Source organism: Bradyrhizobium elkanii USDA 76 (assembly GCF_023278185.1).
In the GTDB taxonomy this organism is placed as follows: Bacteria; Pseudomonadota; Alphaproteobacteria; order Rhizobiales; family Xanthobacteraceae; genus Bradyrhizobium; species Bradyrhizobium elkanii.
This window is the reverse complement of record NZ_CP066356.1, coordinates 8,983,915-9,009,330: the sequence shown is the minus strand read 5'-3', so window position 1 is coordinate 9,009,330 and position 25,416 is coordinate 8,983,915. Positions and strand designations below refer to the sequence as shown.

Annotated in this window: 23 protein-coding genes and 1 pseudogene; 12 read left to right on the top strand and 12 right to left on the bottom strand. The window is 63.5% G+C overall.

Annotation, left to right across the window (positions count from 1 at the left end):
* Positions 1-29: 29 nt before the first annotated feature.
* The 5 genes from typA to JEY66_RS42545 form a co-directional block, all read right to left on the bottom strand.
* On the bottom strand, positions 30-1,856 hold the full coding sequence (typA, locus tag JEY66_RS42565; protein ID WP_016847242.1) for a translational GTPase TypA: 1,827 nt from the start codon (positions 1,854-1,856) through the stop codon (positions 30-32).
* 276 nt (positions 1,857-2,132) lie between these two features.
* Complete coding sequence (locus JEY66_RS42560; RefSeq protein ID WP_016847241.1) at positions 2,133-2,354, bottom strand: hypothetical protein; 222 nt, start codon at positions 2,352-2,354, stop codon at positions 2,133-2,135.
* A gap of 11 nt (positions 2,355-2,365) precedes the next feature.
* Positions 2,366-2,644 carry a hypothetical protein gene (locus tag JEY66_RS42555; RefSeq protein ID WP_026192084.1) on the bottom strand — a complete coding sequence of 93 codons (279 nt, stop codon included), beginning with the start codon at positions 2,642-2,644 and terminating at the stop codon, positions 2,366-2,368.
* Positions 2,641-4,086 carry a radical SAM protein gene (locus tag JEY66_RS42550; protein WP_016847239.1) on the bottom strand — a complete coding sequence of 482 codons (1,446 nt, stop codon included), beginning with the start codon at positions 4,084-4,086 and terminating at the stop codon, positions 2,641-2,643. Before JEY66_RS42550 ends, JEY66_RS42555 begins: the two co-directional genes overlap by 4 nt.
* Entirely contained in the window at positions 4,067-4,786 is a 720-nt protein-coding gene (locus JEY66_RS42545; protein WP_016847238.1) for a prolipoprotein diacylglyceryl transferase, read from the bottom strand. Before JEY66_RS42545 ends, JEY66_RS42550 begins: the two co-directional genes overlap by 20 nt.
* Positions 4,787-5,075: 289 nt before the next feature.
* Between JEY66_RS42545 and JEY66_RS42540 the strand changes: the two genes are divergently transcribed.
* From JEY66_RS42540 to JEY66_RS42525, 4 genes are all read left to right on the top strand, one after another.
* Entirely contained in the window at positions 5,076-6,482 is a 1,407-nt protein-coding gene (locus JEY66_RS42540; RefSeq protein ID WP_018269364.1) for a hypothetical protein, read from the top strand.
* A gap of 264 nt (positions 6,483-6,746) precedes the next feature.
* A complete protein-coding gene (locus JEY66_RS42535; RefSeq protein ID WP_016847236.1) occupies positions 6,747-7,205 on the top strand; it encodes a hypothetical protein in 459 nt (152 codons plus the stop codon).
* A gap of 135 nt (positions 7,206-7,340) precedes the next feature.
* Positions 7,341-9,077: a type I secretion system permease/ATPase gene (locus JEY66_RS42530; protein ID WP_018269365.1), complete on the top strand. Its 1,737-nt coding sequence runs from the start codon at positions 7,341-7,343 to the stop codon at positions 9,075-9,077.
* A gap of 110 nt (positions 9,078-9,187) precedes the next feature.
* Complete coding sequence (locus tag JEY66_RS42525) at positions 9,188-10,546, top strand: HlyD family type I secretion periplasmic adaptor subunit (protein ID WP_240536764.1); 1,359 nt, start codon at positions 9,188-9,190, stop codon at positions 10,544-10,546.
* A gap of 15 nt (positions 10,547-10,561) precedes the next feature.
* Here JEY66_RS42525 and JEY66_RS42520 read toward each other — a convergent pair whose 3' ends face one another.
* The 3 genes from JEY66_RS42520 to JEY66_RS42510 all read right to left on the bottom strand — a co-directional run bounded on the left by JEY66_RS42520 (position 10,562) and on the right by JEY66_RS42510 (position 13,092).
* Complete coding sequence (locus tag JEY66_RS42520) at positions 10,562-11,338, bottom strand: response regulator transcription factor (protein WP_016847233.1); 777 nt, start codon at positions 11,336-11,338, stop codon at positions 10,562-10,564.
* A 205-nt stretch (positions 11,339-11,543) separates the two neighbouring features.
* Positions 11,544-12,128: a hypothetical protein gene (locus JEY66_RS42515; protein ID WP_240536763.1), complete on the bottom strand. Its 585-nt coding sequence runs from the start codon at positions 12,126-12,128 to the stop codon at positions 11,544-11,546.
* Between the two features lie 199 nt (positions 12,129-12,327).
* On the bottom strand, positions 12,328-13,092 hold the full coding sequence (locus tag JEY66_RS42510; protein WP_016847231.1) for a Crp/Fnr family transcriptional regulator: 765 nt from the start codon (positions 13,090-13,092) through the stop codon (positions 12,328-12,330).
* A 265-nt stretch (positions 13,093-13,357) separates the two neighbouring features.
* Here JEY66_RS42510 and JEY66_RS42505 point away from each other — a divergent pair, with 265 nt between their 5' ends.
* The gene (locus tag JEY66_RS42505; RefSeq protein ID WP_016847230.1) at positions 13,358-13,732 is read left to right on the top strand and encodes a response regulator; all 375 of its coding nucleotides are present in this window, start codon (positions 13,358-13,360) and stop codon (positions 13,730-13,732) included.
* Positions 13,733-13,825: 93 nt separating this feature from the next.
* Positions 13,826-14,947, top strand: coding sequence for a hypothetical protein (locus JEY66_RS42500; RefSeq protein ID WP_016847229.1), 1,122 nt, complete (start codon positions 13,826-13,828; stop codon positions 14,945-14,947).
* A gap of 22 nt (positions 14,948-14,969) precedes the next feature.
* On the opposite strand, the gene JEY66_RS42495 is transcribed toward JEY66_RS42500, so the two are convergent.
* From JEY66_RS42495 to JEY66_RS42485, 3 genes and pseudogenes are all read right to left on the bottom strand, one after another.
* A complete protein-coding gene (locus JEY66_RS42495; RefSeq protein ID WP_018269368.1) occupies positions 14,970-15,902 on the bottom strand; it encodes an N-acetylmuramoyl-L-alanine amidase family protein in 933 nt (310 codons plus the stop codon).
* Positions 15,903-16,116: 214 nt separating this feature from the next.
* A pseudogene (locus JEY66_RS42490) lies at positions 16,117-17,678 on the bottom strand (alkaline phosphatase D family protein).
* Between the two features lie 369 nt (positions 17,679-18,047).
* Entirely contained in the window at positions 18,048-19,451 is a 1,404-nt protein-coding gene (locus JEY66_RS42485) for a TAXI family TRAP transporter solute-binding subunit (RefSeq protein ID WP_016847225.1), read from the bottom strand.
* Positions 19,452-19,663: 212 nt separating this feature from the next.
* Between JEY66_RS42485 and JEY66_RS42480 the strand changes: the two genes are divergently transcribed.
* Positions 19,664-19,969, top strand: a complete 306-nt coding sequence (locus tag JEY66_RS42480; protein WP_016847224.1) for a 4a-hydroxytetrahydrobiopterin dehydratase — start codon at positions 19,664-19,666, stop codon at positions 19,967-19,969.
* A gap of 91 nt (positions 19,970-20,060) precedes the next feature.
* Positions 20,061-20,438, top strand: coding sequence for a YkvA family protein (locus tag JEY66_RS42475; protein WP_018269369.1), 378 nt, complete (start codon positions 20,061-20,063; stop codon positions 20,436-20,438).
* Positions 20,439-20,690: 252 nt separating this feature from the next.
* Here JEY66_RS42475 and JEY66_RS42470 read toward each other — a convergent pair whose 3' ends face one another.
* Positions 20,691-21,671 (bottom strand): NADPH:quinone oxidoreductase family protein, encoded by a 981-nt coding sequence (locus JEY66_RS42470; protein ID WP_016847222.1) that lies wholly within the window; start codon positions 21,669-21,671, stop codon positions 20,691-20,693.
* A 105-nt stretch (positions 21,672-21,776) separates the two neighbouring features.
* On the opposite strand from JEY66_RS42470, the gene JEY66_RS42465 reads away from it, so the two are divergent.
* The 4 genes from JEY66_RS42465 (at position 21,777) to JEY66_RS42450 (ending at position 25,352) form a co-directional block, all read left to right on the top strand.
* Positions 21,777-22,613 (top strand): SDR family oxidoreductase, encoded by an 837-nt coding sequence (locus JEY66_RS42465; RefSeq protein WP_016847221.1) that lies wholly within the window; start codon positions 21,777-21,779, stop codon positions 22,611-22,613.
* A gap of 174 nt (positions 22,614-22,787) precedes the next feature.
* Positions 22,788-23,372, top strand: a complete 585-nt coding sequence (locus JEY66_RS42460; protein ID WP_370146028.1) for an invasion associated locus B family protein — start codon at positions 22,788-22,790, stop codon at positions 23,370-23,372.
* 125 nt (positions 23,373-23,497) lie between these two features.
* A complete protein-coding gene (rlmN, locus tag JEY66_RS42455) occupies positions 23,498-24,712 on the top strand; it encodes a dual-specificity RNA methyltransferase RlmN (protein ID WP_018269370.1) in 1,215 nt (404 codons plus the stop codon).
* A gap of 154 nt (positions 24,713-24,866) precedes the next feature.
* Positions 24,867-25,352 carry a hypothetical protein gene (locus JEY66_RS42450; RefSeq protein ID WP_018269371.1) on the top strand — a complete coding sequence of 162 codons (486 nt, stop codon included), beginning with the start codon at positions 24,867-24,869 and terminating at the stop codon, positions 25,350-25,352.
* Positions 25,353-25,416 lie beyond the last annotated feature (64 nt).

Genomic DNA, 25,416 nt, shown 5'->3' with positions numbered 1-25,416 from the left:
GGGCTTACGCCACCGCTTAAGCTACCGCTTTAAGCTACAGCTTCCTTGGCCTTTTCGGCGCGCTTGCGGTCGTTCGGGTCGAGGTGCTTTTTGCGCAGCCGGATCGACTTCGGCGTCACCTCGACGAGCTCGTCGTCTTCGATATAGGCGAGCGCCTTTTCCAGGGTCATCCGGATCGGCGGCGTCAGGCGCACCGCCTCGTCCTTCGAGGTGGTGCGGATGTTGGTGAGCTGCTTGCCCTTCAGCACGTTGATCTCGAGGTCGTTGTCGCGGGTGTGCTCGCCGACGATCATGCCCTTGTAGACCTTCCAGCCCGGCTCGATCATCATCGGGCCGCGGTCCTCCAGCTTGAACATCGCATAGGCCACCGCTTCGCCCTGGTCGTTGGAGATCAGCACGCCGTTGCGGCGGCCCTGGATCTCGCCCTTGTAGGCGGCATAGCCGTGGAAGATGCGGTTCATGATCGCGGTGCCGCGCGTGTCGGTGAGCAGTTCGCCCTGGTAGCCGATCAGGCCGCGGGTCGGCGCGTAGAACACCAGCCGCAGGCGGTTGCCGCCGGAGGGGCGCATCTCGATCATCTCGGCCTTGCGCTCGCTCATCTTCTGCACGACGACGCCGGAATGCTCCTCGTCGACGTCGATCACGACTTCCTCGATCGGCTCCTGCCAGGCGCCGGTCGCCTCGTCCTTCTGCAGCACGACGCGCGGGCGCGACACCGAGAGCTCAAAGCCCTCGCGGCGCATGGTCTCGATCAGGATCGCGAGCTGCAATTCGCCGCGTCCGGAGACTTCCATGGAATCCTTGTCGGCGGCCTCGACGACGCGCAGCGCGACGTTGCCCTCGGCCTCGCGCATCAGGCGGTCGCGGATCATCCGCGAGGTCACCTTGTCGCCTTCGGTACCGGCGAGCGGCGAGTTGTTGACGATGAACGACATCGAAACCGTCGGCGGATCGATCGGCTGCGCCGGCAGCGGCGTCTCGACGGTGGGATCGCAGAAGGTGTCGGCGACGGTGCCCTTGGTGAGGCCCGCGATCGCGACGATGTCGCCGGCCTCGGCCTCCTCGAGCGGCGTGCGCTCAAGGCCGCGGAAGGCGAGGATCTTGGTCAGGCGGCCGCTCTCGATCAGCTTGCCGTCGGCGGACAGCACCTTGACCTGCTGGTTCGGCTTGATCGAGCCCGAGGAGATGCGGCCGGTGATGATGCGGCCGAGATAGGGGTTGGCCTCGAGGATGGTGCCGATCATCCGGAACGGACCTTCCTCGACCTTCGGCGGCTCGACGTGGCGTACGATCAGGTCGAACAGCGGCTGCATGCCGAGGTCCTTCGGACCCTCCGGGCTCTCCGCCATCCAGCCCTGCTTGGCCGATCCGTACAGGATCGGGAAGTCGAGCTGCTCCTCGCTGGCGTCGAGCGCGGCGAACAGGTCGAACACCTCGTTGATGACTTCGGTCGGGCGTGCGTCGGGACGGTCGACCTTGTTGATCACGACGATCGGCTTCAGCCCGATCTTGAGCGCCTTCGACACCACGAACTTGGTCTGCGGCAACGGGCCCTCGGCGGCGTCGACCAGCACCAGCGCGCCGTCCACCATGTTGAGGATACGCTCGACCTCACCGCCGAAGTCGGCGTGGCCGGGAGTGTCGACGATGTTGACGCGGATGTCCTTCCACTGCACCGAGGCGGCCTTGGCCAGGATGGTGATGCCGCGCTCGCGCTCCAGGTCGTTGGAGTCCATGGCGCGCTCGGTGACCTTCTGGTTCTCGCGGAAGGTGCCGGATTGCTGCAGCAGGCGGTCGACGAGGGTGGTCTTGCCGTGGTCGACGTGGGCGATGATGGCGACGTTGCGAAGGTTCATGGCTCTTCTTCTGGTCGTGCAATGGTCAGATGCGCGATCTCGCCGGACCAGTTTGGCCGGCCGCTCGCTCGCGTGGCCCATTCGGGCCCGGATCACGCTCATACCCAAGAAATTTGACGGGGACGCATCACCCCAAAAAGGAAGCCCGGTCAGAGGACCGGGCACCTTGCGCGTTGCGGCGCAATATAGTCAGAAAACGCCAAAAAACAATGATTTATTGGCTGTTTGGAGGGCTGATTTTTGTTCCAAAGGCGGGTTTTGAGGGGCTTTCAGGTCTTACTTCCGGGTAATCGCGAACACGATCAGGCCAAGCCCGCCCAGCGCCACCATCATCACGAACATGGTGATGGGGTCGCCGCCGGCCCCGGCGCCCATCCTGGCGTTGAGAATGGCGCACAGGACCCCCGGGATCAGCAGGATCACCCCGACGACCAGCATGATCGCGGTGGCGCAACCGCTGCGCTGTCTCTGTTCCGGGTTTTGCTGAAAACTGCTCACGATGCCCCGGACTAGCGTCCCTTGATCGCGGCGCGGATCAGCATCACGCCGGCAAAGCAGACCGCGAGCCCGAGCAGGATCAGGAAGAGAATGGAGGGATCGGTTTTCGATTCGCTCAGGACGCCGAACCCGAACAGGAGGGCGCAGAGCCCGGGCAGCAGCAGGACCAGCCCGAACAGCACCATGAACGCGGTGGCGCAGCCGCTGCGTGGTGACGGTGGCGGCGGGATGTATTTGTAGGGTGGCTCCGGTGGTGCAGGCGGGATGGGCGGTGGATTGGTCTCGCTCATCGCCGCACCTCCTCGCTTTGCCGGGCTTCACGGTAGGTTTGGCCGGCCATCGCGGCGCGGATGCCGTCGATCTTTCCGTCACGGTAGAACAGATTGTAGGTGTCGAACGGGATGATCGCGCCGCTCTCGGTGACGAAGTGGATGCAGCTTCGCTTGACGTTGCCGACGCAGAAATTGAAGCGGTCGAGAAACTGCACGATGGTGACGCGGAACACGTTCTCGTAGGTCAGGCCCTCCGGCACCTCGAAGCTCGGCAGGCAGCACAGCAATTCGCAGACCCGCTCCGAGGTGTTCAGCGGCCCCGACGACAGCGAGAACAGGTCGACAAACTTCTCCCGCAACACCGGATATTTCTCCGGGCTGATGGTGTTGGGCATCACGGCGATGAGCTGCTCCTGCGGGATCAGCGAGGTCAGCGGCAGCACCTTGTCGCCGTTGCGCAGGCCGTAGCCGATCGAGATGCTCTCGGGATTGCAGGGCAATGGGATCATGTCGTCAGCGCCGAACACCCCGGTCTCGATCACGCGCCGGCGGATCTCCGACAGCATGATACGGTCGGTGTCCTTGTCGAAATGCTCGTTGCGGCCGGCATCCTGCACCGGCTGCAGCGTGACGCCGCGGACGCACTTCCAGGTCAGCGCGTGACGGACGATGTCGCCGATCTCGCCGTCGTTGGCGCCGCGCTTGATGGTCGCGACCAGCGTGGTCGAGACGCCGTGGCGCTCGAGATTCTCCAGCGCCTGTTGGCGGATTTTTCGCAAATCCGCGCCGCGCAGATTGACCAGCGCCTCGCGCTGCAGCGAATCGAACTGCAGATAGACCTCCAGCCCGCGCCTGTTCTCGGCGAGCTTCGCCACGAAGTCGGGCTCGCGCGCGATCCTGAGGCCGTTGGTATTGATCATGACATGGCGGATCGGGCGGGCGCGCACCGCATCCAGAATGGCGAAGAAATCCGGATGCAGCGTCGGCTCGCCGCCGGATATCTGCACCAGGTCGGGCTCGCCCTCGCTCGCGACCAGCGCGTCCAGCATCTTCTCGATCTTCGCCAGCGGCGTGAAGCTGGTGCGCGCCGGCGAGGAATCCGCAAAGCACACCGGGCAGGTCAAATTGCAATGCTCGGTGATCTCAATCAGCGCCAGGCAGGAGTGCTGCTCGTGGTCCGGGCACAGCCCGCAATCATAGGGGCAGCCGAATTCGGTGTGGCGCTGGAACGCGAGCGGCCGGTCGCCGGGCTTGATGAAATCCTTGCACAGCCGCCAATAGGCCGCATCCGTCGAGACCAGCGTCGACTGCACGCCATGCTGCTTGCAGCGCTTCTCGTACCAGACCTCGTTGCCTGATATCTGGATCTTGGTCGGCACCAGGGCCAGGCAGGTTTCGCAGAGAGACTGGGTCTGGCCCCAGAAGATGTAAGGGCGTGCCTTACGCAGCGGCGCGTTCATGCTTCAAGCTCACATTCGGCGCCGTCGCCAGCATGACGGTGGCATAAATCATGACAAACAGCGACAGCAGGTGAAACAGCGAGAATGGTCCGATCAGCGGGCCATAGGGCTTGATGAATTCCCACAGGAAGCGCTGCAGCCCGTAGTAGAACAGCACCAGGTAGAATCCGTTGGTGATGACGGCGGCATTTCGGTTCAACACGGCCCAGACATAGAAGGCCGCGAACGCCGCCATCGCCAGGCTTTCATAGAGCTGCACCGGATGGCGCAGCACGCCGTCGCCGAAATCATGGCGCCAGGGCAGCGTGGTCGGCGTGCCGTAGGTGAAATCCTCGAGCCCCGCGAAATAGCAGCCGAGACGGCCGACCGCGACGCCGATCGCAAGCGGCAGCGCGAACCGCGCGCCGGTGCGCAGCGAAATCCCGTGTCGCCATTTGTAGAGTTCGATCGCGGCGATGCCGCCGGCCAGCGCGCCCTCGACCGAGCGGGCGACGCCCGCCATGCCCGAGAACCACAGGTTCAGCGTGCCGAAGATGTAGGCGCCGATCCCGGCGCCGAACAGCAGCGCGGCGATGTAGGGCAGCTCGAAGGATTGCCGGGGAAATTGCAGCCCGCGCCGGCGCGACAGCCACCACATGGCGATCGCGGCCCCGCCCCATGCTGCGACGTCGAAGACGGCGTGAAGTTCAGCCCCGCTCATGAGGCGAGTGTAGCGTGATTTTCGCGGTCCGCGATAGCGGCTGCCCGATTGCAATGGCGGGGCAAGGTTATCAACCCGTCTGCCCGGGAGCGGCGGGCTGATGGACCGCGCCGGCGACGCCGGCCCGCGCAAAACGACAAAGGCTGTAACCGCGCCAGAACGGATATAGCCGATGTTACGGCGTCCATCCGAAGCGCCATATCCGAACTGACGGCTGGGCTTTCGACCTTCCCGGGATGACATTCTGTCCGGAGTGCAGAACCCGTCCCGATTGCGCGGAGCGATTGCGATGAGGAAGGCGACGATGGATTTTTCGCGGATGTCGGATGGGATCCGGCTGCATCACGCCTCTCATCGCCACGATGGGCACGATGGTGACGACGAGCAGGGTCCGGCACCGAGCAGCCCGTTTGCAGGGCTCGATGCGCATCCCGCGACCGCGAATTCCCCGCCCCATGACTCTGGCCCGGGCCAATCCGACCATCCCACCGCGTCGGAGGTCGGCACCGGCGGCCACGTCGGCAACCACACTGCGGCGAGCCTGGATGTTTCGGCAACGAAGCCTGCTGCCGGCGCATCTCATTCCGCGACCGGCATCGCTTCGATCGAGAGCGGGGCGAACACCGCCGGGAACGGCGGAGACGGTTACTTTTACGGAGGTATCATTCACGCATCCCTGTTGATCTATGAACCGATCAACATTTCGGTGAGTTTGGGATACGGCTCGGTCGCCGTGGCCAACCAGTCCAACGATTTGAATGTCGATCAATCCGCCTTTCAGATGGCCGGCGTCGGCGGACATGGTGGCAATGACAACTTCGCATCGGGAGGCAGCATCAGTGCTTCCTTGAGTGCTTCCTTGGGCTCCGGCGCGATCGGGAGCGGCGACAACGGCGCCGGAAACGGCGGCAGCGGCCATTTCTCGGGTGCGTTGGTGGACGCTCCCGTCGTGATCTATCATCCGATCAATATTGCGGTGGCGAGCTCAGGCGGCGCGGCCTATGCAAGTCAATCGAACACAGTCGACATCGATCAATCGGCTACGCAGATCGCGGGCGTCGGCGGAAGTGGCGGAAATGGCAATGTGGCCTTCGGCGGCAGCATCATGACGCTCGACCCCAGTTGGGGATCAAGCAACGGAGGGAGCGTCTGGGACGTTCAAACGGGCGGGAGTCAGGCCGGCAACGGCGGCGACGGCGCGTTCTACGGGAGTCTCGTGCATTCCTCGATCTTGGTGTACGACCCGATCAACATCGCAGTCGCGGGCTATGGCTCCAACGTTCATTCAGTCCAGACGAATGACGCCGACGTGGATCAATCCGCAGTTCAGATCGCCGCCATGGGCGGGCACGGCGGCAATGGCAACGCCGCGACGGGCGGCCATGCAAGCCTTCTTTCCCACGGCTTGTGGGGCGGCTCCGACACGATTGCGACCGGCGCGAACGGCGCAGGCAACGGCGGCAACGGCTATTTTGCCGGCAGCCTGATCGATGTCAGCGTCGCGATCTATGCACCCATCAATATCGCAATCGCGGGGCCCCATTCGACGGCCGTGGCCGATCAGGTCAACAACGTGCACATCGACCAGAGTGCGGTCCAGATTGCCGGACTTGGTGGGGATGGCGGCTACGGCAATCTCGCGCTGGGTGGCGATCTTTCCGCCCATCTTCTGTCCGATCTTCACCTGTTGGCATAGCGAAACATCGCACCGCTCGCGCAGGCCGGTCGCAAGGTAGCGGACTCCCTGCGCATGCAAATCTCGCGCAAGGGCGCCTCCCGATGCTTCGAGCTCCGATGTTGCGCGACGAACGTCATACTTTCGTACGTAGGTCGACCAACCCGGATGGTGTCCGATTTGACATCTATCGGCAACGCGCATCGCCGGATCAGACTCGCCCGTGCGCGTCCGCCTGATCGGGATGGATGATGCACGACAGCCAACACAAGGACGGAGGCTCAAATGTTGCCCAAGGCGATCAGCATCTCGGATTCGATCGAATTCAAATCGATCAACACCGGTGGTCAAAGTGTCGGAAATGGCGGCGACGGTACCTTCAAGGGAGCCATCATCAGCAAGCCGACCCTCAACTTCGATCCAACCAACAAGGCAGAAGGCGCCGATGTGCATGTGAACACCGGCGACCACGTCACTCAGACGGCAGATTGGGACGCCGGCGGCGCAAACGCGACGGCCTCGGTGTTTGCGAAGGCCCATGGCGGAAGCGCCGAGTCGAACGGAAACCAGAAATCCTACAGCGGCCACGATACCTCCAAGGTATATGCCAATACGGATGCCACTCAGATCAACAAGCTCGCGGTGGACCAGCACCAGGAGGTCCTGGCGGGCATCGGCGGCAATGGCGGAGACGGCAACGCCGCGCTGGGTGGAGAGGTGAGCTTCCACCTCGATACATTCTGACCATCGGCTCGTCCGACCGTGGCGGGACCGGCGGCCATTGCTGCCGATCCCGCAATTCAAGCCGATGCCCTTCTTGACAGATCGCGTTGGCCGTCGGGCAAGTGCGCCGGACTTCGATTTCAGGCGGTGACGATCATGCTGATGCCGCCCATTCGGTTGCCTGTCCTGCCGCAGATCGCGACGCCACTGCACGCGGCCCTTTGGTGCTGTGCGGGGCCGCTTGGTCTCGTATTCGCGTATAGCTGCAGCTACAACCTGCTTTTGTTTGCGCCCTCCATCTACCTTCTTCAGATCTACGACAGGGTGTTGTCGAGCCGGAGCGGCGACACGCTGCTCCTGCTCACGCTCATTGTCGCGATCACGGTCGTGGTCGGCGGCGTGTTTGATGCCTTGCGGCGCGCTGTCCTGGGTCGCCTTGGTGCCTGGCTCGACGATCGGCTCCGTCCTTGCGTGCTTTCGGCCAGCCTCGAATCCGCGTTTCGCGGCGATTGGACGCGGGCGTCGGACGCATATCGGGATCTCACCGTGCTGCGCCAGTTCATCGATTCCGGCGCCTGTCCGATGCTGTTCGACGCACTCTGGGCGCCCCTATTCCTCCTGGTCCTCTTTCTCATCCATCCCCTGCTTGGCGTGGTAGGCGCCTGCTGTGTGGCTTTCCTCTTCGCTCTCACGGTTGCCGGAGATCTGGTTACCGAGGACGTTCTGCTCAGATCCGGCGCCGCGCTGTCCAGAAGCTACGGCCGCCTCCAGGCCGCCGCAGGCAACATCCACATGATCCGCGCCATGGGAATGCTCGATAGCGCTGCGCGCACGATCTACCATGACGCGCAGGAGGCACGCAGAGAGCACGATGTGGCGGTCCGGCGAAGCGAGATCGTGATGCTGGTCACCAAGCCGGTCCGCGCGCTGTCGCAGGTGTTGATAATGGGGGCTGCCGCGTGGCTTGTCCTCGATCACGGAAAGAGTCCGGCGATCATCTTTGCTTCGACGTTGATGTTCAGCCGCGCGCTCGCGCCGGTCGAAAGTGCGATCGCAGGCTGGAAGTCACTCAGGACGGCCGTGAGTGCCTGTCAGCGGCTCGGCGCGGTTCTCGTCGCGTCCCCCGCCGCCGGACAGCAGGATCCGGAGGTTTCGCAGCGGCAAGCGTCGAGCGGTCTCGTTGTCGACAACGTCGGCGTGAGGCTGTCGGGGACCAACCACCTTCTGCTGAACGGCGTCTCGTTCACGCTCGCGAGCGGAGAATGCCTTGGCATTATCGGTGCGTCCGGGTCAGGCAAGTCCCTGCTTGGCCGGGTGATTGCCGGGCTGTCGACGCCAACTGATGGCTGTGTCCTGCTCGATAATACCGACGTCTCGCTGCTTCGCGAGGGCCTAGGCGGCCACCGTCTCGGTTATCTCCCCCAGGACATCGACCTGCTCGGCGATACGATAAGCGATATCATCGCACGGCTAGATGATGCCGATCGGCGGAAGGTCGTGGAGGCGGCCAAGCTGGTCGGAATTCATGAGGCGATCATGCGCCTGCCGAACGGGTACGACACGGTGATTCACCGTGAAAAATCCTTCTCGCGCGGATATCGGCAGCGCCTCGGTCTTGCCCGGGCCTTTTTCGGCGGTCCACGCCTGATCGTTCTCGACGAACCGAATGCCAGTCTCGATTACGGGGGCGAGCGAATGCTGCTGGACGCTATCGAGCGCATGAAGCTAGCCGGTGTCATCCTGGTCGTCGTCACTCATCGTATGGGTCTCCTCGCAGCCACAGACAAGATTGCCATTATGGAAGAGGGGGCGGTCGTCGCTTTCGGCGACAGCGAGGAAATCTTTGAGCGGCACCTGAACCGACCCCAGGTTACATCGCGGATCGTGCCATGATCCGGAATCCTCTTACCATCTGGAGGCTTGCGGCGATATCGAGGCTACCCGCGATCTGGGACCAGCTTGTGCGAGCGCCGGCAAGCCCCCCGCTCGCCGGACGACTTGGGGTGGTGGTTACCGCGATCGACGATTTCGAGCCTCTCGAATATCGATGGTGTGCGACCCCGACACCGATCTCTCCGCGTGGACGGCTTCGCGGTATCACCCTGGCGGGCAACCTGCTGGTGCTCTGCTTCATGCTGGGGCTTGGCACATGGGCGTGCCTCGCGCCTCTCGAGAGCGCCGCGATCGCTTCCGGCGTCGTGGAATCAGAATCGAGCCGCAAGACGATTCAGCACCTGGAGGGCGGGATCGTCAGGAAGATCCTGGTTGCTGACGGCGATATCGTGCGAAGCGGACAGACGCTGATCGCGCTGGATGACACCCGGCCCGGTTCGGAGGTGCAAAGCCTTCAAGGCCAGTTGTGGGATGCGATTGCTCGTGCCGCGCGGCTTCAGGCCGAGCAGCAGAACTTTGAGAGCATCGCAATCCCGAGCGCGCTGGAACAGGACAGCAAGCGAAATGGGGTGGCCGCCGCCGCGGTGTCGGCGCAACAGTTCATTTTTCAGGCGCGCCGGCAGGTTCATGAGTCGCAGCTTGCGGTCATTCGCGAACGGAGGCTTCAAGTCGAGAGGGAGATCGAAGGTCTCAAGGCTCAGCAGAGCGCCACCGGGCAGCGGGTCGACATCGTCCGGGAAGAACTGGATATGGTCACGACGCTCGTGAACAAGGGACTCGAACGGCGGCCGCGGCTTCTGAACCTGCAACGTGAACTGGCCGACGTTGAGGGTCGCCGCGGCGAGATCACCGCGCAGATTTCTCGCGCCGGGCAGGTCATCAGCGAGCAGCAGGCCACATTGTTCAAGCTCGAGAGCGACAGGCAGAACGAGATCGCGCAGTCGCTTCGCGAAGCACAGAACCAGATATTCCAGCTCCGCGAGCGGTTGCTTGCGGCCAGGGATCAGCTATCGCGAACGGAGGTGAAGGCGCCTGAGGACGGCGTGATAACCGACTTGCGGATTCATACAGCGGGCGGCGTCATCGGGGCGGGTGCTCCGCTCATGGAGCTGGTGCCCCGGCAAGACCGCCTCATCGTGACCGCCCGCCTGAGGCCCGAGGACATCGATGTGGTTCATCCCGGCCTCAATGCCGAGGTGCATCTGGTGCCGTACAATCAGCGTCGCGTACCGCGCCTGAAGGGAACCGTCGTGCACGTATCGGCAGACCGGCTACTCGACAAGCGTACCGACCAGCCATACTACGCGACCAAGATCCGGATCGACGACGCGCAGATCGCCGCCAACGACTTCCAGATCGTGCCCGGTATGCCGGTTCAAGTGTTCATCACCACGGGGCGCGGTACCGTCGCACTTTACGCGCTCAGGCCCCTGCTCGACAGCTTCCGCGGTGCATTCAGAGAGGATTGATCCCGCTCAGGGTGACTAGGTCTCCGGCATTGGGGCCGTAGCCGGATCTTGATCGCGATTCTGCGGGAGCGACCGGCCGCGCCAGCGGAGGACCGCTTCCGTGCGATTGTGAGCGGCACATTTCCTCATGATATGCTGAATGTGCATTTTGACGGTGCTTTCCGAGAGCTTCAATTTGGCTGCGATCAGCTTGTTGGGCAGGCCGAGCTCCAATTCCGCCAGAACGTGCTGCTCTCGAGGGGTGAGACCGCTCCTGTCGATGGCCGTCCTGGCTGCCTCGTTCATCAGATATGCGGACGCAAGCCCGCGCGCGTCCGGCGGATCGAAACCCGGCATCCTGTTCATCTCGGCGACCGGCAACGGCCTGTAGACGCCGCCGACAAGAACAAGGCGCAGGCCGGCTATGACGACCTCGATTGGCAGCGAGGTGGGAAGAAAGCCGCGAACACCCCGCTGCATCGCGGCTTGTGCGGTCGGCTCGTCGTCATGGTTTGACAGGATTGCGACGGCGGCATTGGGACACTGCTCGGCCACGAAGGCGAGATCGTCCTCGACCGAGGGATCGACGATCGGCTTGTCCGCGATGCTCAGCAGCACCAGACGAACGTCGCGGGCTGACATGCAGTCCAGGCCCTGGACCGTTGCCATGTCGAGGATCTCGAAGTCGGCCAGTTCCCGCCTGAGGACGTTGAGAATGCATGTGCGGGGCAACAGGTGCTGCTCGATGATCACCAGAACCGGTACGTGAAGCGCTCCATTGAGCCGTTTTGAGGAGTCCGTTATGTCGTCCATGATTTCCTCGGAATGAAAAGAATTTCTGCGACAGTCCCATCGATCCGTATTGCGCATTTACCGTTGCGGCATTCATCCTGAATGCATCATCACGCGCAGCCCCGACATCAGGATCGCATCCATTGCGGGATAGCCTGGCGCCTCGGTGGAAATTCTTTCCGCTCAAATCATTTGGACGCGCGCCGTGGCGCGGTCGACGCATCCCCTATTTGCAGATATTTCGATATGCCGTTGACGCCGCCGACCCCGACTTGCCGTCGACGACATACGCTTCATCCTCCTTCACAAGATAAAGAAAGGGCCTTCCTCCAGTCTCTCCGCTCGACGCACTTCTTCCTTTCACGCGCCCGCAAATCGTATCCACGGCGCTTCCGAGCGTGTTCCTTCGCATGGCGCGCTTCATGTCGCTGAATTCGGCCGATCCCGGATCCTCGATCTGCGCTGCAATCGTGACCTTCGCTTTGGTCACGACAGGATCTGCTATGTCCGCGGCGCGTTCGGGTGTCGGGATGTTGATCCTCGTCCGCGAGGGCGCCGCCTTGGCGAGGTCGGCCGGTCGGTGTTTCTTCGATGATGGTCTCCTGCCGGATTTTGCCGGGGTTGCAGAATTCGATTTGACGATCGCAGGAGCTGGCGCTGAAGCCGCCGGCATGGGCTCTGTGGGTCGGGCGACTGCAACCTCGTCGAAACAGGGTCTTGACCCACACCCAACGAAATACCCTCGGGAAGGCGCGAACCAGCCAAAGCCGATCAGGATTCCTGCCAGCGCTCCGACAACAAGCAGTCCCATCCGATTCCCCTCCTCGGGAGCTCGGCTCGCACTCATTACTAGGACTAATTCCGCGCTGGTGATCCTATCTGTTGCGCAAAACCGTTAAGCGCTCATTAAGCGCGCGGGTTGGAGCGATAGGGCGAACCCCTACGGCGATGTCGGGTTTAGCGTCGGCTTCCGGAAGCATGGCGGACGCGACGAATCATGCGTACATACCCTAGTTCGCCGGGTTGTCCTCGCTGGGATACACCCCGCGCAGCACCTCCTCGAAATGATCCTTGACCGCATCGTTGCACAGGCAGGAGCGCAGCCGCAGCTTGTCCGCGTCGCGGATCACGATCGCGCCGCGGCGCGTCTCCAGCACGCCTTCCGCCTTGAAGTTCTGGATCACGCGGCTGGTGTAGCTGCGGCCGACGCCGAGCAGGGTCGAGAGCTGTTCATGGGTGAGCGGCACCATGCCGTTGCCATTGGTGCGCTCCATCGCCGAGATGATCCATTTCGCCGCGCGTTGCTCGATCGAGTGGATCGCATTGCAGGCGGTCGACTGGAAGATCTGCGCCAGCATGCAATCGGCATAGCGCGCGAAGATGTTGCGCACCGAGATCGACTTCAGCTTGGCGGCGTCGAGCTTGCTGATCGGCAGCCGAGCGAACGGGCCGCCGAACTTGACGGTGATGCGGGTATAGGCCGGCAGGAAGCCCTGGCTGACGATGCCGCCGACCGCGCCTTCGCGACCGACCAGGATGGTCTCGACATCGCGGCCGTCCTCATTGGGCACCATGTAGGAGACGAGGCTCGGCCCACACGGGAAATGCACCGTCTGAACATCGTCGCCGGGGCTGTAGAGCAGGTCGTTGGCCTGCGCGTCGACCAGCCCCAGATGCGGTGCGATCAACTGGTAATCGGCGTCGTTCAGCCGGCGCAAAAGATTGTTGAATGGCCGGTCACTCGTCCCGGCCAACTCGGTCCGTTTCGCGATCATGGGAAATTCCTGAAAACCCAACGCCGACAATAATGAAAGGTTCCCGGATTTATGTTCACTAGTGAACAGACGGCGCCGCTCGCGATGTGGTGGTTTCATCGCGGGAACAGCCGGCGTGCTTTCAGGCGCCGGTCGCGGGCCATCCGGCCGGACTGATCCGGTCTTTCATCGATGCTTTGGAGCGTTTTCGAGCGAAGTGGATACCGGTTCGCCTGGAGAAACGCGTCAAGACAACAAGCTCTAGCAAACGGAAACTGGCACGCCCATGGACTTCACCCCCAATGCCGGCATGCCCGGCGATGTCCTCGTGGTCGAGGACGATCCGATCATCTCGCTCTATTTCGAGGACACCATCCTCGGCTTCGGCGCCCGCACGGTGCGCACCGCTGCGAGCGTCGCCCGTGCGCTCGAGCTGATCGCCGAACGCGCGCCGGATTTCGCGCTGCTCGACGTCGGCCTCGTCAGGGGCGAGAAGACGTTCGCGATCGCCGAGCGGCTGGATGCGCTGAAGGTGCCGTTCGCATTCGTCACGGGCTATGGCGCGGATATCCGGCTGCCGGCATCGCTCGCCGACAAGCCGCGGCTGACCAAACCGTGCTCGAGCGAGGCGCTGGAGGCGGCGCTGAGAAACGGCCACTGACGGATTGCCAAGCTTCGGCCTCGCCGCCGGAGCGTTCGTCGTCTACGATCCAGCCCGTCGGATTCGGTGACGCAAGCGCTTCGGGAAAGCGTCATGGTGATCAGGATATTTGCCGCGCCCGCAGCCGCGCTCGCTCTCGGGCTGCTGCTAGCGCCGCCGTTCGGCTCGGCCGTCGTCGGCCGCTTCGTGTCGCCAGCTCTCGCTACGCCGGCCGCACTCTCGAGCGAGCAATCGGCCGCGCTTGAGACCTATGACAGAGCCCTGAAGGGTTTCGAGTCGATTCTGCGCCAACGCCGCGCGCAGATCGATTCGAAGCAGCCGCTGCCCGACTTGCCGGGCCAGGCGATCTATCTGGCCCGTGTCGAGATGATGAGCGCCTACAAGGACCTCACCGATGCGCTTCCGTCCAGGATTGGAAGACCCAACAGATTCGGAATCCCCCCGGCCTACTTCAACGCCGACAATGAGCCGCTGCTCGATGAGTACAGGAAGCTCTTCGACGTCATGGAGGCGCCGCCCGCCGGTGCGCAAACATCCGATACGCCATTCAAGGACGTGGTCGATCTGGCGACGGTGATCGCGCGGGCCAAGGGTCTTGACGCCGCCGACGCCGCCGTCGCGGGCCGTATCAGCCTCGGCCTCTTCTTTGCCGAGACGAACGGCAAGCAGAATGCGGGCAATGCACGATCGAACACCTATAAAGGAAGCCTGCAGACCGGCCTGTCCGAGGATCGCGACGGCCGAAGGAAATGGGCAGCGATCAAGGGGTCGATCGCGACTCTCGATCCTGCGCTGAGCCGTCGCGACGACCGGGAAGAGGCGCGGGTCGGCAACCTCGATCACAGGTTCAATCACTGGACCGCCGTGCGGGACGGCCTGATGAACGCACACGCCGAACTTTTCCCGCAGGTCGCGGCGATCCAGAAAGCGCTGCCGGACCCGATCGATCAGATGAAGGTCTTTGAGCTGATCCAGATCATTCCCACGCCAACCAGGGCAGCGCTCAAATCGGGCAACCTCGTCGGCTACAGAATTTCCGATCCCAGGATCATGCGATATCTGCGCAACAACAGCGTCTTCGCGTTCGGCCGGGCCGACCGGGCAAGAACATCCGCGACCTTCCGCGAGATCCTCGATGCGATGTGGCTGTTCAACGCCAAGTTCGAGCAGGCGCTTGCCAAGTTCAAGGAGATCAAGTCGGGCAAGCCGGGCTGAGGAGGAGTTGATCGCTCGGCCGTCAGGGTGGACCGAGCAGCGCCCATCGCGGCTCGCAGAATTCCTTCACGGCGGAAGCGACGCTGCTGCTGATGAGGTTCTGGCGCTCGGGCGAGTCCATCTCGCGTTCCTCGTCCCGGTTGATGATCGAGCCCGCCTCCAGCAGGATCGCGGGCATCGCGGTCTTTCTCAGCACGATGAGTTCATCATTGCTGTAGACGCCGGTATCCTTGTTCAGCAACGGGTGCTGGTAACGACCCATGATGGCCTGGCTATATTGCTCGGCATAATGCAGGCCCTGGGCCTTCATTTCCCCGGCGACCAGTTCGGCGAACCGGAGGCTGGTCTTGAAGTCCGGATTGTCCCGGGAGACGAACACGGAGTAGCCGCTGAAGCGGTCGCTGAAGTGGCTTTTCTTGTCCTCGAACTCCCAGTCCTCGAGCATCTTGTTGGGCACGGAGTCATGGTGGATCGACATCAGCAGATCCGCGTGCAGATTGTTGGCCGCGGCGACCCGCTTGAAGAGGCTCGGTCTCGCTTTGCCTTCGGTCAGCAGCAGCCTGGTTTCGGCAAAGCCTTCGGCCTTCAACCTCTGCTCGATCAGCTTCGCAAGGCGCAGGTTGAAGGTGAACTCGGCGACATTCCGCGCGCTGATCGCGCCTTCCGATTGCGCGGTATGTCCGACATCCAGCACGATCCGGAACGTCGCGGGATCGCATTTGGCAGCGGCCCGCTTGAGAGCTGAAAGCGGCAGGGTGACTGGCCCAAGGGCGGCCAGCCGCATGGCGCGGTGCCTGGGCGGAGCGCGGTGCCTTGCCAATTTGGCAGCCCTTGTCGCCTTCGCGCGCTTCAGCGACTTGGCATGCTTGGGTGAGCTCCTGAAGAGATCGGGCAGCCAGCCGGCATCGCTGACTTCGATCGGCAGCAGCGCGAACACTGCGATCGCGACGACCAAAAAGCGGCGAGGCCGAAATCTCGCAACGCTACCACCGAGCACGCGAAAGAATTCGCAGCGCCTCATGCTCCGCCCCTCCGGGCCCCCAGCATAACGGCTCTGACATCGGTACCGGAAGATGCCGGGGAGGTCCATCCCCGGCAATCGCGTTGCCTCGCCTCGGAGGCCACGCCGTCAAGACAAAGAGCCCGGTTCCGTCGTGGCTGTGACCGAACTAGACCGGCTTCGGGTCGAGCGTGATCGCCCACAGCTCGGCGTCGACGCGGTCGCGCAGGCTCACCGTCATCTGCCCGCTCTTGCCCTCGATCTTGACGTGGCCGAAGAACTGCATGCCCGCCGACGGCGGCAGGTTCTGGTTGCCTTCGCCCGGCGCCTTGATGAACTTCACTTCGGGGCCGAAGGTGTTGTCGAGCTCGTTCGGGCCGAACGTGCCGGCATGCAGCGGGCCGGAGACGAATTCCCAGAACGGATCGAATTCCTGGAACTGGGCCTTGTTCGGATTGTAGTAGTGCGCTGCCGCATAGTGCACGTCAGCGGTCAGCCACACCGTGTTGACGATCCCTGCGGTCTTGATGAAGCGCAGGATATCGGCGATCTCGAGCTCGCGGCCGCGCACCGGACCATCGCCCTGCGCAAAGGCTTCCGAGCCCTTCTTGTTGGCGGCATCGTCATAGACGATCAGCGACAGCGGCATGTCGGAGGCGATCACCTTCCAGGTGGCGCGCGAGTTGAGCAGCGCGCGCTTCAGCCAGGCCAGCTGGTCCGGGCCGATGAAATAGGCGTCGGGGCCGTACTGCTCCTGCAGGTTCGGGCCGTTGGGGCCGCGATAGCTGCGCTCGTCGAGCATGAAGACGTCGAGATGCGGACCGTAGCTCAGCGTGCGATAGACGCGTCCAGGCTCGACGATGCTCTCGCGCATCGGATACATCTCGTGGAAGGCCCTTGCGGCGCGCGCCGCGAGCACGTTGATGTCGCGCTCCTTGTAGGCCGCCGGCAGTTGCTTCGACAGCGACCAATTGTTGGTCACCTCGTGATCGTCCCACTGCACGAAGATCGGCACCTCGGCATTGAAGGCGCGGACGTTGTTGTCGAGGAAGTTATACTTGTGGGCGGCCCGGTATTCGTCGAGCGTCTCGGCGACCTTGGCCTTCTCGGGAATCGTGACGTTCTTCCAGATCTTGCCGTCGGGAAGCTTCACCTCGGAGGGGATCACGCCGTCGGCGTAGATCGTGTCGCCGGAGTGCAGAAGGAAATCCGGAGTGTGCTTCTTCATCGCGGCGAAGGTGATCATGCCGCCGTCATCTGGATTGATGCCCCAGCCCTGGCCGGCGACGTCCCGCCCCACACGAAGGAGACGTCGCGGCGATCGCTCGGCGCGGTACGGAAGCGTCCGACCACCGGCTCGCCGACGATGTCGATATGGGCAAGGTCGCGGAAGCGGACGCGATAGAAGATGTCCTGGCCGGAGGGCAGGTTCTCCAGCAGCATCTTGGCGGTGAAGTCGCTCTCGGGCAGCGCCGTGATCGGCGGCAGCGTATGGGCATCCTTGAAGGACTCGGTGATTGCGACCTCGACCATCATCTGCGACGGCCGGTCGGCCCGCGCCCACACCACGCCGCCGTCGACGCCGACATCGCCGGACTGCACGCCATGGGTGATCACGGGGCGGTCGGCGGCGCGCGACAGATAGGGCATCGCGATCACACCGGCGCCGGCCGCTGCCGCCGTGGAGAGAAAGCGTCGGCGGGTGAGATTTCGCGAGAACCGGATCGTCATGGGGAGCCTCCTCAGGTCACAGCGACAATGCGCCGCAGGCGTGCCAAGACCTAGAAAAATTCCATGACGGAGAGATTACAGCGGCGGGAGTGCGGGACGTAAGGGAAGCACATCTGTCAGGCTCCCTCCCCCGGCAAGCGCAGGGCAATCGCATATGGAATGAACCGATTCTTCCGCGCCGTCATGGCCGGGCTTGTCCCGGCCATCCACGTCTTTTCTTTGCGTGGAAACGAAGACGTGGATGCCCGGGACAAGCCCGGGCATGACGAGTTTGTGGGAACTCCGATTACCTCAAACGGCCATATGCGATTGCCCCATCCGCAAGCGGGAGAGGCAAGGGGAGTTTGCGGATAGAGAGTAGTGGCGCCTCTACGCCGTGCCCGCCGCCCTGAACTGCGTGGCAGTCCGTTGCAAATTCTGCGGCATGCTGAACAGCAGCGCCTTGCGGTCGGCGACGGCGTTATGAAGCTGCTCGAGCGCGATGTTGAATGCGGTCAGCGTGCCTTCCTCGATTGCGCCGTGCTCGAAACAGTCCAGCGTGTGGCGCAGGATGTCGTCGGCCTCCGCCTGCATCTGGTCGAGTTCCTCGATTGAATCGCTTTGCCGTGCGGCCTTCAGCATCTCCAGCAGGCGTTCGCGCTGCGAGGTGTTGGTGTTGCGCTCGTCCTGCTTGAGATAGCCGGCGAACCACGCACCGGCCGAGCCCATCGCCGAGAACGCCATCAGGCTCCACCAGATGTAGTCGCTGTAGCGGTCGAGGAAGGTTTTTTCCTCGCCGTCGACAAACGCGGCGGCGCCCGGATGCACCGGAATGGTGGCATCCTTGTCGGTGTCCGGCGTCTCGATCTTGGCGGCAAGCGGGAAATCGGTCTTGAGCGACTGCCGGATCGCGAACAATTGCCGCGTGAATGCCGCGACCGTCGAGTCCGACAGGCCCTTCCGCGCGACGATGTGGTGCGAGAAGCTGATCGTCTTCACTTCATCGTCGGGCCGGTCGGCGGAGCCGAGCGAGCCGGCGGGGATTTCCGCGGCCTCATAGGCTGGATGGTTCTGCGCGATCGCCTCCGAGGCGTCGATCGCAAGGAAGCTCGGCTCGCCGCCGTTCTTGACCGATGCCGTGATCGCATCGATCGTGATCTTGCTGTTGGCCGGGCCGACGGCGAGATAGGCGTCGGCCTTGAGGTTCCTGATCGCTTCCGCCGCCTCATTGGCCGGGAATTGCACGATCTCGACCTTCATCGGGTCAACACCGTATTGCGTCAGGATCAGCTTCAGCAAATTGACATTGGCCGGCGTGCGGCCGACGACGCCGATCTTGCGGCCGGCAAGCTGCGCGATCTTGGTGATCCGCGCGGATTTCCGGACCTTGCCCTTGGCGGGCGGAACCCACATCACCACGACATTCTTGCGCAGGGTCGCGACCGCCTGGGCATTCTTCGGCACCTCGAGATCGCCGCGGATGATGGCGAGATCGGCCTTGCCGTCGGCCAGCGTCTGCGCGCTGGCGGTGGCGCCCTCGGTCTGCACCGGCCTCAGCTTGACCTGGGTTTGCTGCTGGTTGTTGAAGGCCTGCGCCAGCGCCTGCACGACCTTGAGGTCATCGCTGTTGGCGGGACCGACCGCGATCCGCAGCGTCACCGGACGCACGGCGAAATAATAGCCCGCCATCAGCGTGCCGATGATGGCCAGCGCGCCCGCGATCAAAACGAACATCAGCCGCCGCTTTGCCGAACGGAGCGGCTTGGGCGACATGCTGGCGGAGCCGTCTGTCATCGATCTCGCAAACAATCGTCGGGGCTCAATCTCGCAAAACTACCAACGCGCATACATCCCCTATGTGTAGCAAATTACTGAATGGACAGATGTTACAACTCCGTCATGGTTACCAGCGGCGATAGGACGCGATTTCGGCCTTAATTTGGGCGTGGATCCCATCCCGGAGGCCGGTTGTTAGGCTAAAGTCGGCGTTAAACGGGAGGGTTACCATGGTCGAACGGCTGTCAGCGGAGGCAAGGAAGGCCGCCCTTTGGGAACTGGCCGGCTGGTCGGAAACGTCCGGCCGCGAGGCGATCGCCAAGACTTTCGTGTTCAAGGACTTCAACGAGGCCTTCGGGTTCATGGCCCGCGCCGCCCTGGTCGCCGAGAAGAGCGACCATCACCCCGAGTGGAAAAACGTCTACAAGACGGTCGAGGTGGTGCTGTCGACCCACGATGTCGGCGGGGTGACCAAGCGCGACATCGACCTTGCCAAGGCCATGAACGCGATCGCAAGGCAGCTTGGGGTCAGTTGAGCCCGGCGCGTGCAACCTTGCGCGGGTCCGCCGATATCCCCAGATTCGCATCGTCCGCCGCCGAGCTGGCGCGGCGTCGAGGAACCTTGCGATGACATCGAGCGAACACGGCGCGGGATTTGGGCCTGCCGATCGGCTGGCGCAGGACCCGGAAAGCGTGCGCCGCCGTTTCTGGATTAAGTTCAAGAAGGTGGTGGCGAGCCTGCCTTTCGCGGAGGACCTGCTGGCCGCCTATTACTGCGCCTTCGACCGGCAGACGCCGCGCCACGTGCAGGCGGCGCTGCTCGGGGCGATCGCCTATTTCATCCTGCCGTTCGATTTCGTGCCCGACATGCTGCCGATCCTCGGCTTCACCGATGACGCCGCAGTGCTCGCAACCGCGCTCCGCATTGTGGCAAGCCACATCACGCCGGAGCATCGCGATGCCGCCCGCGCCGCGCTGAAGCGCGGTGTGCCGGAAGAGGAGTGATGTTCTAACCTCCCCTTGAAAAGGGGAGGTCGCTTTGCTCCACAGAGCAAAGCGGGTGGGGATCTGCTCTCTCGGCTTGCAGCGTCGTCTGCGGGCGCCCCCCCATCCCGACCTTCCCCCTTTCAGGGGGAAGGAGAAGAACCTGTAGCCCGGATGAAGCGAAGCGTAATCCGGGGGCTGCTCCAACCGCGGATGGCTCGGTCCCGGATTTCGCTTCGCTTCATCCGGGCTACCAAGTTACCGAACCCGTGCTCAGCTTCCCGGGTGCAGGATCACCTTGCCCATGGCCTTGCGGCCGGCGAGCACCTTCAGGGCTTCCGCGGTCTGCGACAGCGGGAAGGTGCGGTCGACATGCGAGGAGATCTTGCCTTCCGCGGTCCACTGCACGAGCTTCTCCAGGTTCTTGCGGTTCTTGTCCGGATTCTGCCGCGCCCAGGCGCCCCAGAACACGCCGCGGATATCGCAGCCCTTCAGCAGCGCGAGGTTGAGCGGGATCTTCGGAATGTCGCCGGCGGCAAAGCCGATCACCAGGAAGCGGCCTTCCCATGCGGTCGAGCGCAGCGCGGCTTCGGCATAGGCGCCGCCGACCGGATCGAACACGATGTCGGCGCCCTTGCCGTCGGTCAGCTTGCGCAGGCCTTCCTTGAGATCTTCCTTGGCGTAGTTCAGCGTCAGCTCGGCGCCGTGCTGTTTCGCGAAGGCCAGCTTCTCGTCCGATGAGGCGCAGGCAATCACCTTCAGGCCCATCAGTTTGCCGAGCTCGCACGCAGCAAGGCCGGTGCCGCCGGCGGCCCCGAGCACCGCGAGCGTCTCGCCCGGCTTCGGGCTTGCGCGATCTTCCAGCGCATGCAGCGCGGTGCCGTAGATGATGATGATGCCGGCGGCGCGGTCGTAGTCGAGGTTGTCGGGAATCTTCACGATCGAATTCGCCGGCAGCGCGATCTTGTCGCGCGCACCGTTGTGGCCGCAGGAAGCGACGACGCGATCGCCGACCTTCAGGTCAGTGACGCCGGCACCGACGCTTTCGATCACGCCGGCAACCTCGGCGGCCGGCGAGAACGGGAACGGCGGCTTGATCTGGTACTTGCCCTGGATCATCAGGATGTCGAAGAAATTCAGCGCCGCCGCCTTGATCGCGATCACGGCTTCGCCGGGACCCGCCACCGGATCGGGCACGTCAGCCAGCACGAGATCGTCGGGTTGACAGTATTGCGAGCAGAGGATGGCTTTCATGGACACACCTGAGTTTCGGACGCAGAAAGAGCTGCAAGATCTTGGACTACAAGCTTCATGCCGGATTTGCGGCGGAGCGACAATACAGTGCGGAGGGATCAAACTATGTTTGAAAAAGGCCTGCTGGCGAAAAAGCGCATTCTGATCACCGGCGGCGGCTCCGGCCTTGGCGCGGCGATGGGCTACCGCTTCGCCGAACTCGGCGCCGAATTGATCATCTGCGGGCGGCGCGAAGGGCTGCTGGAGGAAACCGCAGCAAAATTCCGCAGCGAGCTCGGCGCCAAGGTTTCCATCGCGCGCTGCGATATCCGCGACGGAGCGGCGGTCGAAGCGATGATGGATCAGGTCTGGCAGGACGCGCCGATCGACGTGCTGGTCAACAATGCTGCCGCAACCTTTATTGCGCAGAGCGAACATTTGTCGTTCCGCGCGGCGGACGCGATCCTCGCGCCGACACTGCATGGCACGATGTACTGCACGCTCGCCGCCGGCCGCCGCTGGATCGACGGCAAGCACAGGGGCGTTGTGCTCTCGATCCTGTCGACCTCGACCATCACCGGCCGCGCGTTCACGGTGCCGTCCTCGATGGCCAAGACCGCGGTGCTCGCGATGACCAAGAGCCTTGCGGTGGAGTGGGGCCCGAAGGGCATCCGCACCGTCGCGATCGCGCCCGGCGCGTTTCCGACCGCAGGTGCGACCGGACAGTTGCGTCCCGAAGGGCGCGGCGAGAGCTGGGCGCATCGCAATCCGCTCGGCCGCGCCGGCGAGCATGCGGAGCTCGCCAATCTCGCGACCTTCCTGATCTCGGATCAGGCCGGCTACATCAACGGCGAGATGGTGGTGCAGGATGGCGGCTCGCACTTACGCAGTTCCGGTGCCGAGGACCTGCTGCAATGGACCGATGCGCAGTGGGAGAAGCAACGCGCTGCGCGCGCCAAGTGATAAGCTAAGTGATAACAAGCCACGACGTGCGCAGGATAGTGAGCGGCGTTCGTCTTTCGGCCTAACTGCCTTCCCAAAAAAGCGTTTCCCGGTTATCCATCCGAGCCGGCGGAGGGGAATCGCCGGGCCATCTTGCAGTCACAATGATGGGGGAACCAGTTGGCCGTGCGGCAGATTCTGACATCACTGGTTGCTTGTATCCTGTGCGGGTTCATCACCCTCGCGCCGGTGCAGGCTGCGCCCAAGAAGGATACCGCGAAGGAAGCAGCCAAGCCGGCGCCTTCGGCCGCGGCGGCTGCGGCCGGCGGCGCGGAGCCGACGCTGATCGGCCAATTCGGCACCTGGGGCGCGTACACGGCATCGCCCAACGGCAAGAAGGTGTGCTTTGCGCTCGCCAAGCCGTCCTCGTCGAAGACCAATCCGGCGAACCGGCCGCGCGATCCGGCCTATGCCTTCATCTCCACCCGTCCGGCGGAGAAGGTCGTCAACGAAGTCTCGATCATGATCGGCTACACCGTGAAGCCGGGCTCCGAATCGACGATTCAGGTCGGCGGCGGGACCTATGCGATGTACACGCAGGGCGACGGCCTCTGGATCAAGAATGCGGCCGAGGAGGAGCGGATGGTGGAATCCATGCGCAAATCGGCCGAACTGACGGTAAAAGCCGTCTCGGCCAAGGGCACCGAGACGACAGATACCTTCTCGCTGAAGGGCCTGGCGCAGGCGCTTGACCGGCTCGGGCAGGACTGCCGGCGCTAGAGCATGATCCGGAAAAGTGTGAAGCGGTTTTCCGGAAAGATCATACTCTAAAAATCGACTTAAGGCCTGAAATCGAGGTATTTGGTGGCTTTCCAGCACCGGCTGGAAGGCCTATTTGAGGTTTCATGACCGACACCGTGACCACCCATGCCGTCTCCGGCGCCAGCCCGCTGGTCGAGAAGGTTCCGCTCGAGACCTATGTGCCGCCGGCCAAGCCGTCGCTGATCGGGCTGTCGCGCGCCGAGATCGCCGATCGCCTCGGCGAGATCGGGGTGCAGGCTGGCCAGCGCAAGATGCGCACCCAGCAGCTCTGGAACTGGATGTATTTCCGCGGCGCCAAGAGCTTTGCCGAGATGACCAACGTCTCGAAGGACATGCGCGCCGAGCTCGAGAAGCATTTTACCGTCGACCGTCCCGAAGTGGTCGCCGAGCAGATCTCCAACGACGGCACCCGCAAATGGCTGCTGCGGCTGCCGAGCGGCGACAAGGTCGAGCGGCCGCACGAGGTCGAGTGCGTCTACATTCCCGAGACCGATCGCGGCACGCTGTGCGTTTCCTCGCAGGTCGGCTGCACGCTGAACTGCGCGTTCTGCCACACCGGCACGCAGCGGCTGGTGCGCAACCTCACCGCCGGCGAGATCGTCGGCCAGGTGATGGTTGCGCGCGACCGGCTGAACGACTGGGCTGACCGCGAGGACGGCACGCGCCGCGTGACCAACATCGTGATGATGGGGATGGGCGAGCCGCTCTATAATTTCGACGCGGTGCGCGATGCGCTGCTGATCGTCGCCGACAATGAGGGCATCGGCATTTCCCGCCGCCGCATCACGCTGTCGACCTCGGGCGTGGTGCCGAACATCCAGCGCACCGGCGACGAGATCGGTGTGATGCTCGCGATCTCGCTGCACGCGGTGCGCGACGAGCTGCGCAACGAGCTGGTGCCGCTGAACCGCAAATATCCGATCAAGGAATTGCTGCAGGCCTGCCGCGACTATCCCGGCGCCTCCAACGCGCGGCGCATCACCTTCGAATATGTGATGCTCAAGGGCGTCAACGATTCGCTCGATGACGCCAAGCTCCTGGTGAAGCTGCTGAAGGGCATTCCGGCGAAGATCAATCTGATCCCGTTCAATCCGTGGCCGGGTACCGCCTACGAATGCTCGGACTGGGAGCAGATCGAGAAATTCTCCGAATACATCTTCAACGCCGGTTATTCCTCGCCGGTGCGCACGCCGCGCGGCCGCGACATCCTCGCCGCCTGCGGCCAGCTCAAGTCGGAGACCGAAAAGCTCTCCGCCCGCGAGCGCCAGGCGCTGCGCGCGATGGCGATGACGGATTGAGAAGTATCTCCATATTTCATCATGGCCGGGCTTGTCCCGGCCATCCACGTCTTAGCTTCGCCTCCGCGAGAGAAGACGTGGATGCCCGGGCCAAGCCTGGACATGACGAGGAGAGATGAATGCCCCGCCCGCTGTCCGATAATGGAATGACCCAATGGCCCTGATCGGCCGCCTGTTCGTCGTCGGCTTCGGCTTCCTGATGGCCTGCTTCGTGGCAGGGATCATCGTGGTCGTCGCGGTGCTGTATCCCGAGATCAGCGATTTCGGCGGGCAGATCGACCAGAGCGCTATTAACGTCGTGCTGGGCTTCGGCTTCATCTTCATATCCGGCTTTGCGCTGCTGCCGGCGCTGATCGTGGTGCTGATCACCGAAGCGTTCTTCATCCGGAGCGTGCTGGCCTATGCGGTCGGCGGCGCGATCGTCGGCGCGGCCTGCTATCTCGGACTGGTTCCGTTCGATCCCGACATGATGCAATTCCACGGCATCGTGCGCCGGCACATGGAGATCATGACCGGCGCCGGCATCGTCGCAGGCCTGGTCTACTGGCTGATCGCCGGCCGCACCGCCGGCGCCTGGCGCGAGCCGCCGCGCCCGTTGCCGCCGCCCCCGCCCTTGCCGTCGCAATCGCGGCAGCCGTGACCCGATTCTTATCCTCCCCTGGAGGGGGAGGATCGGTTCGCATGGAGCGCAGCGAGATGCGAAC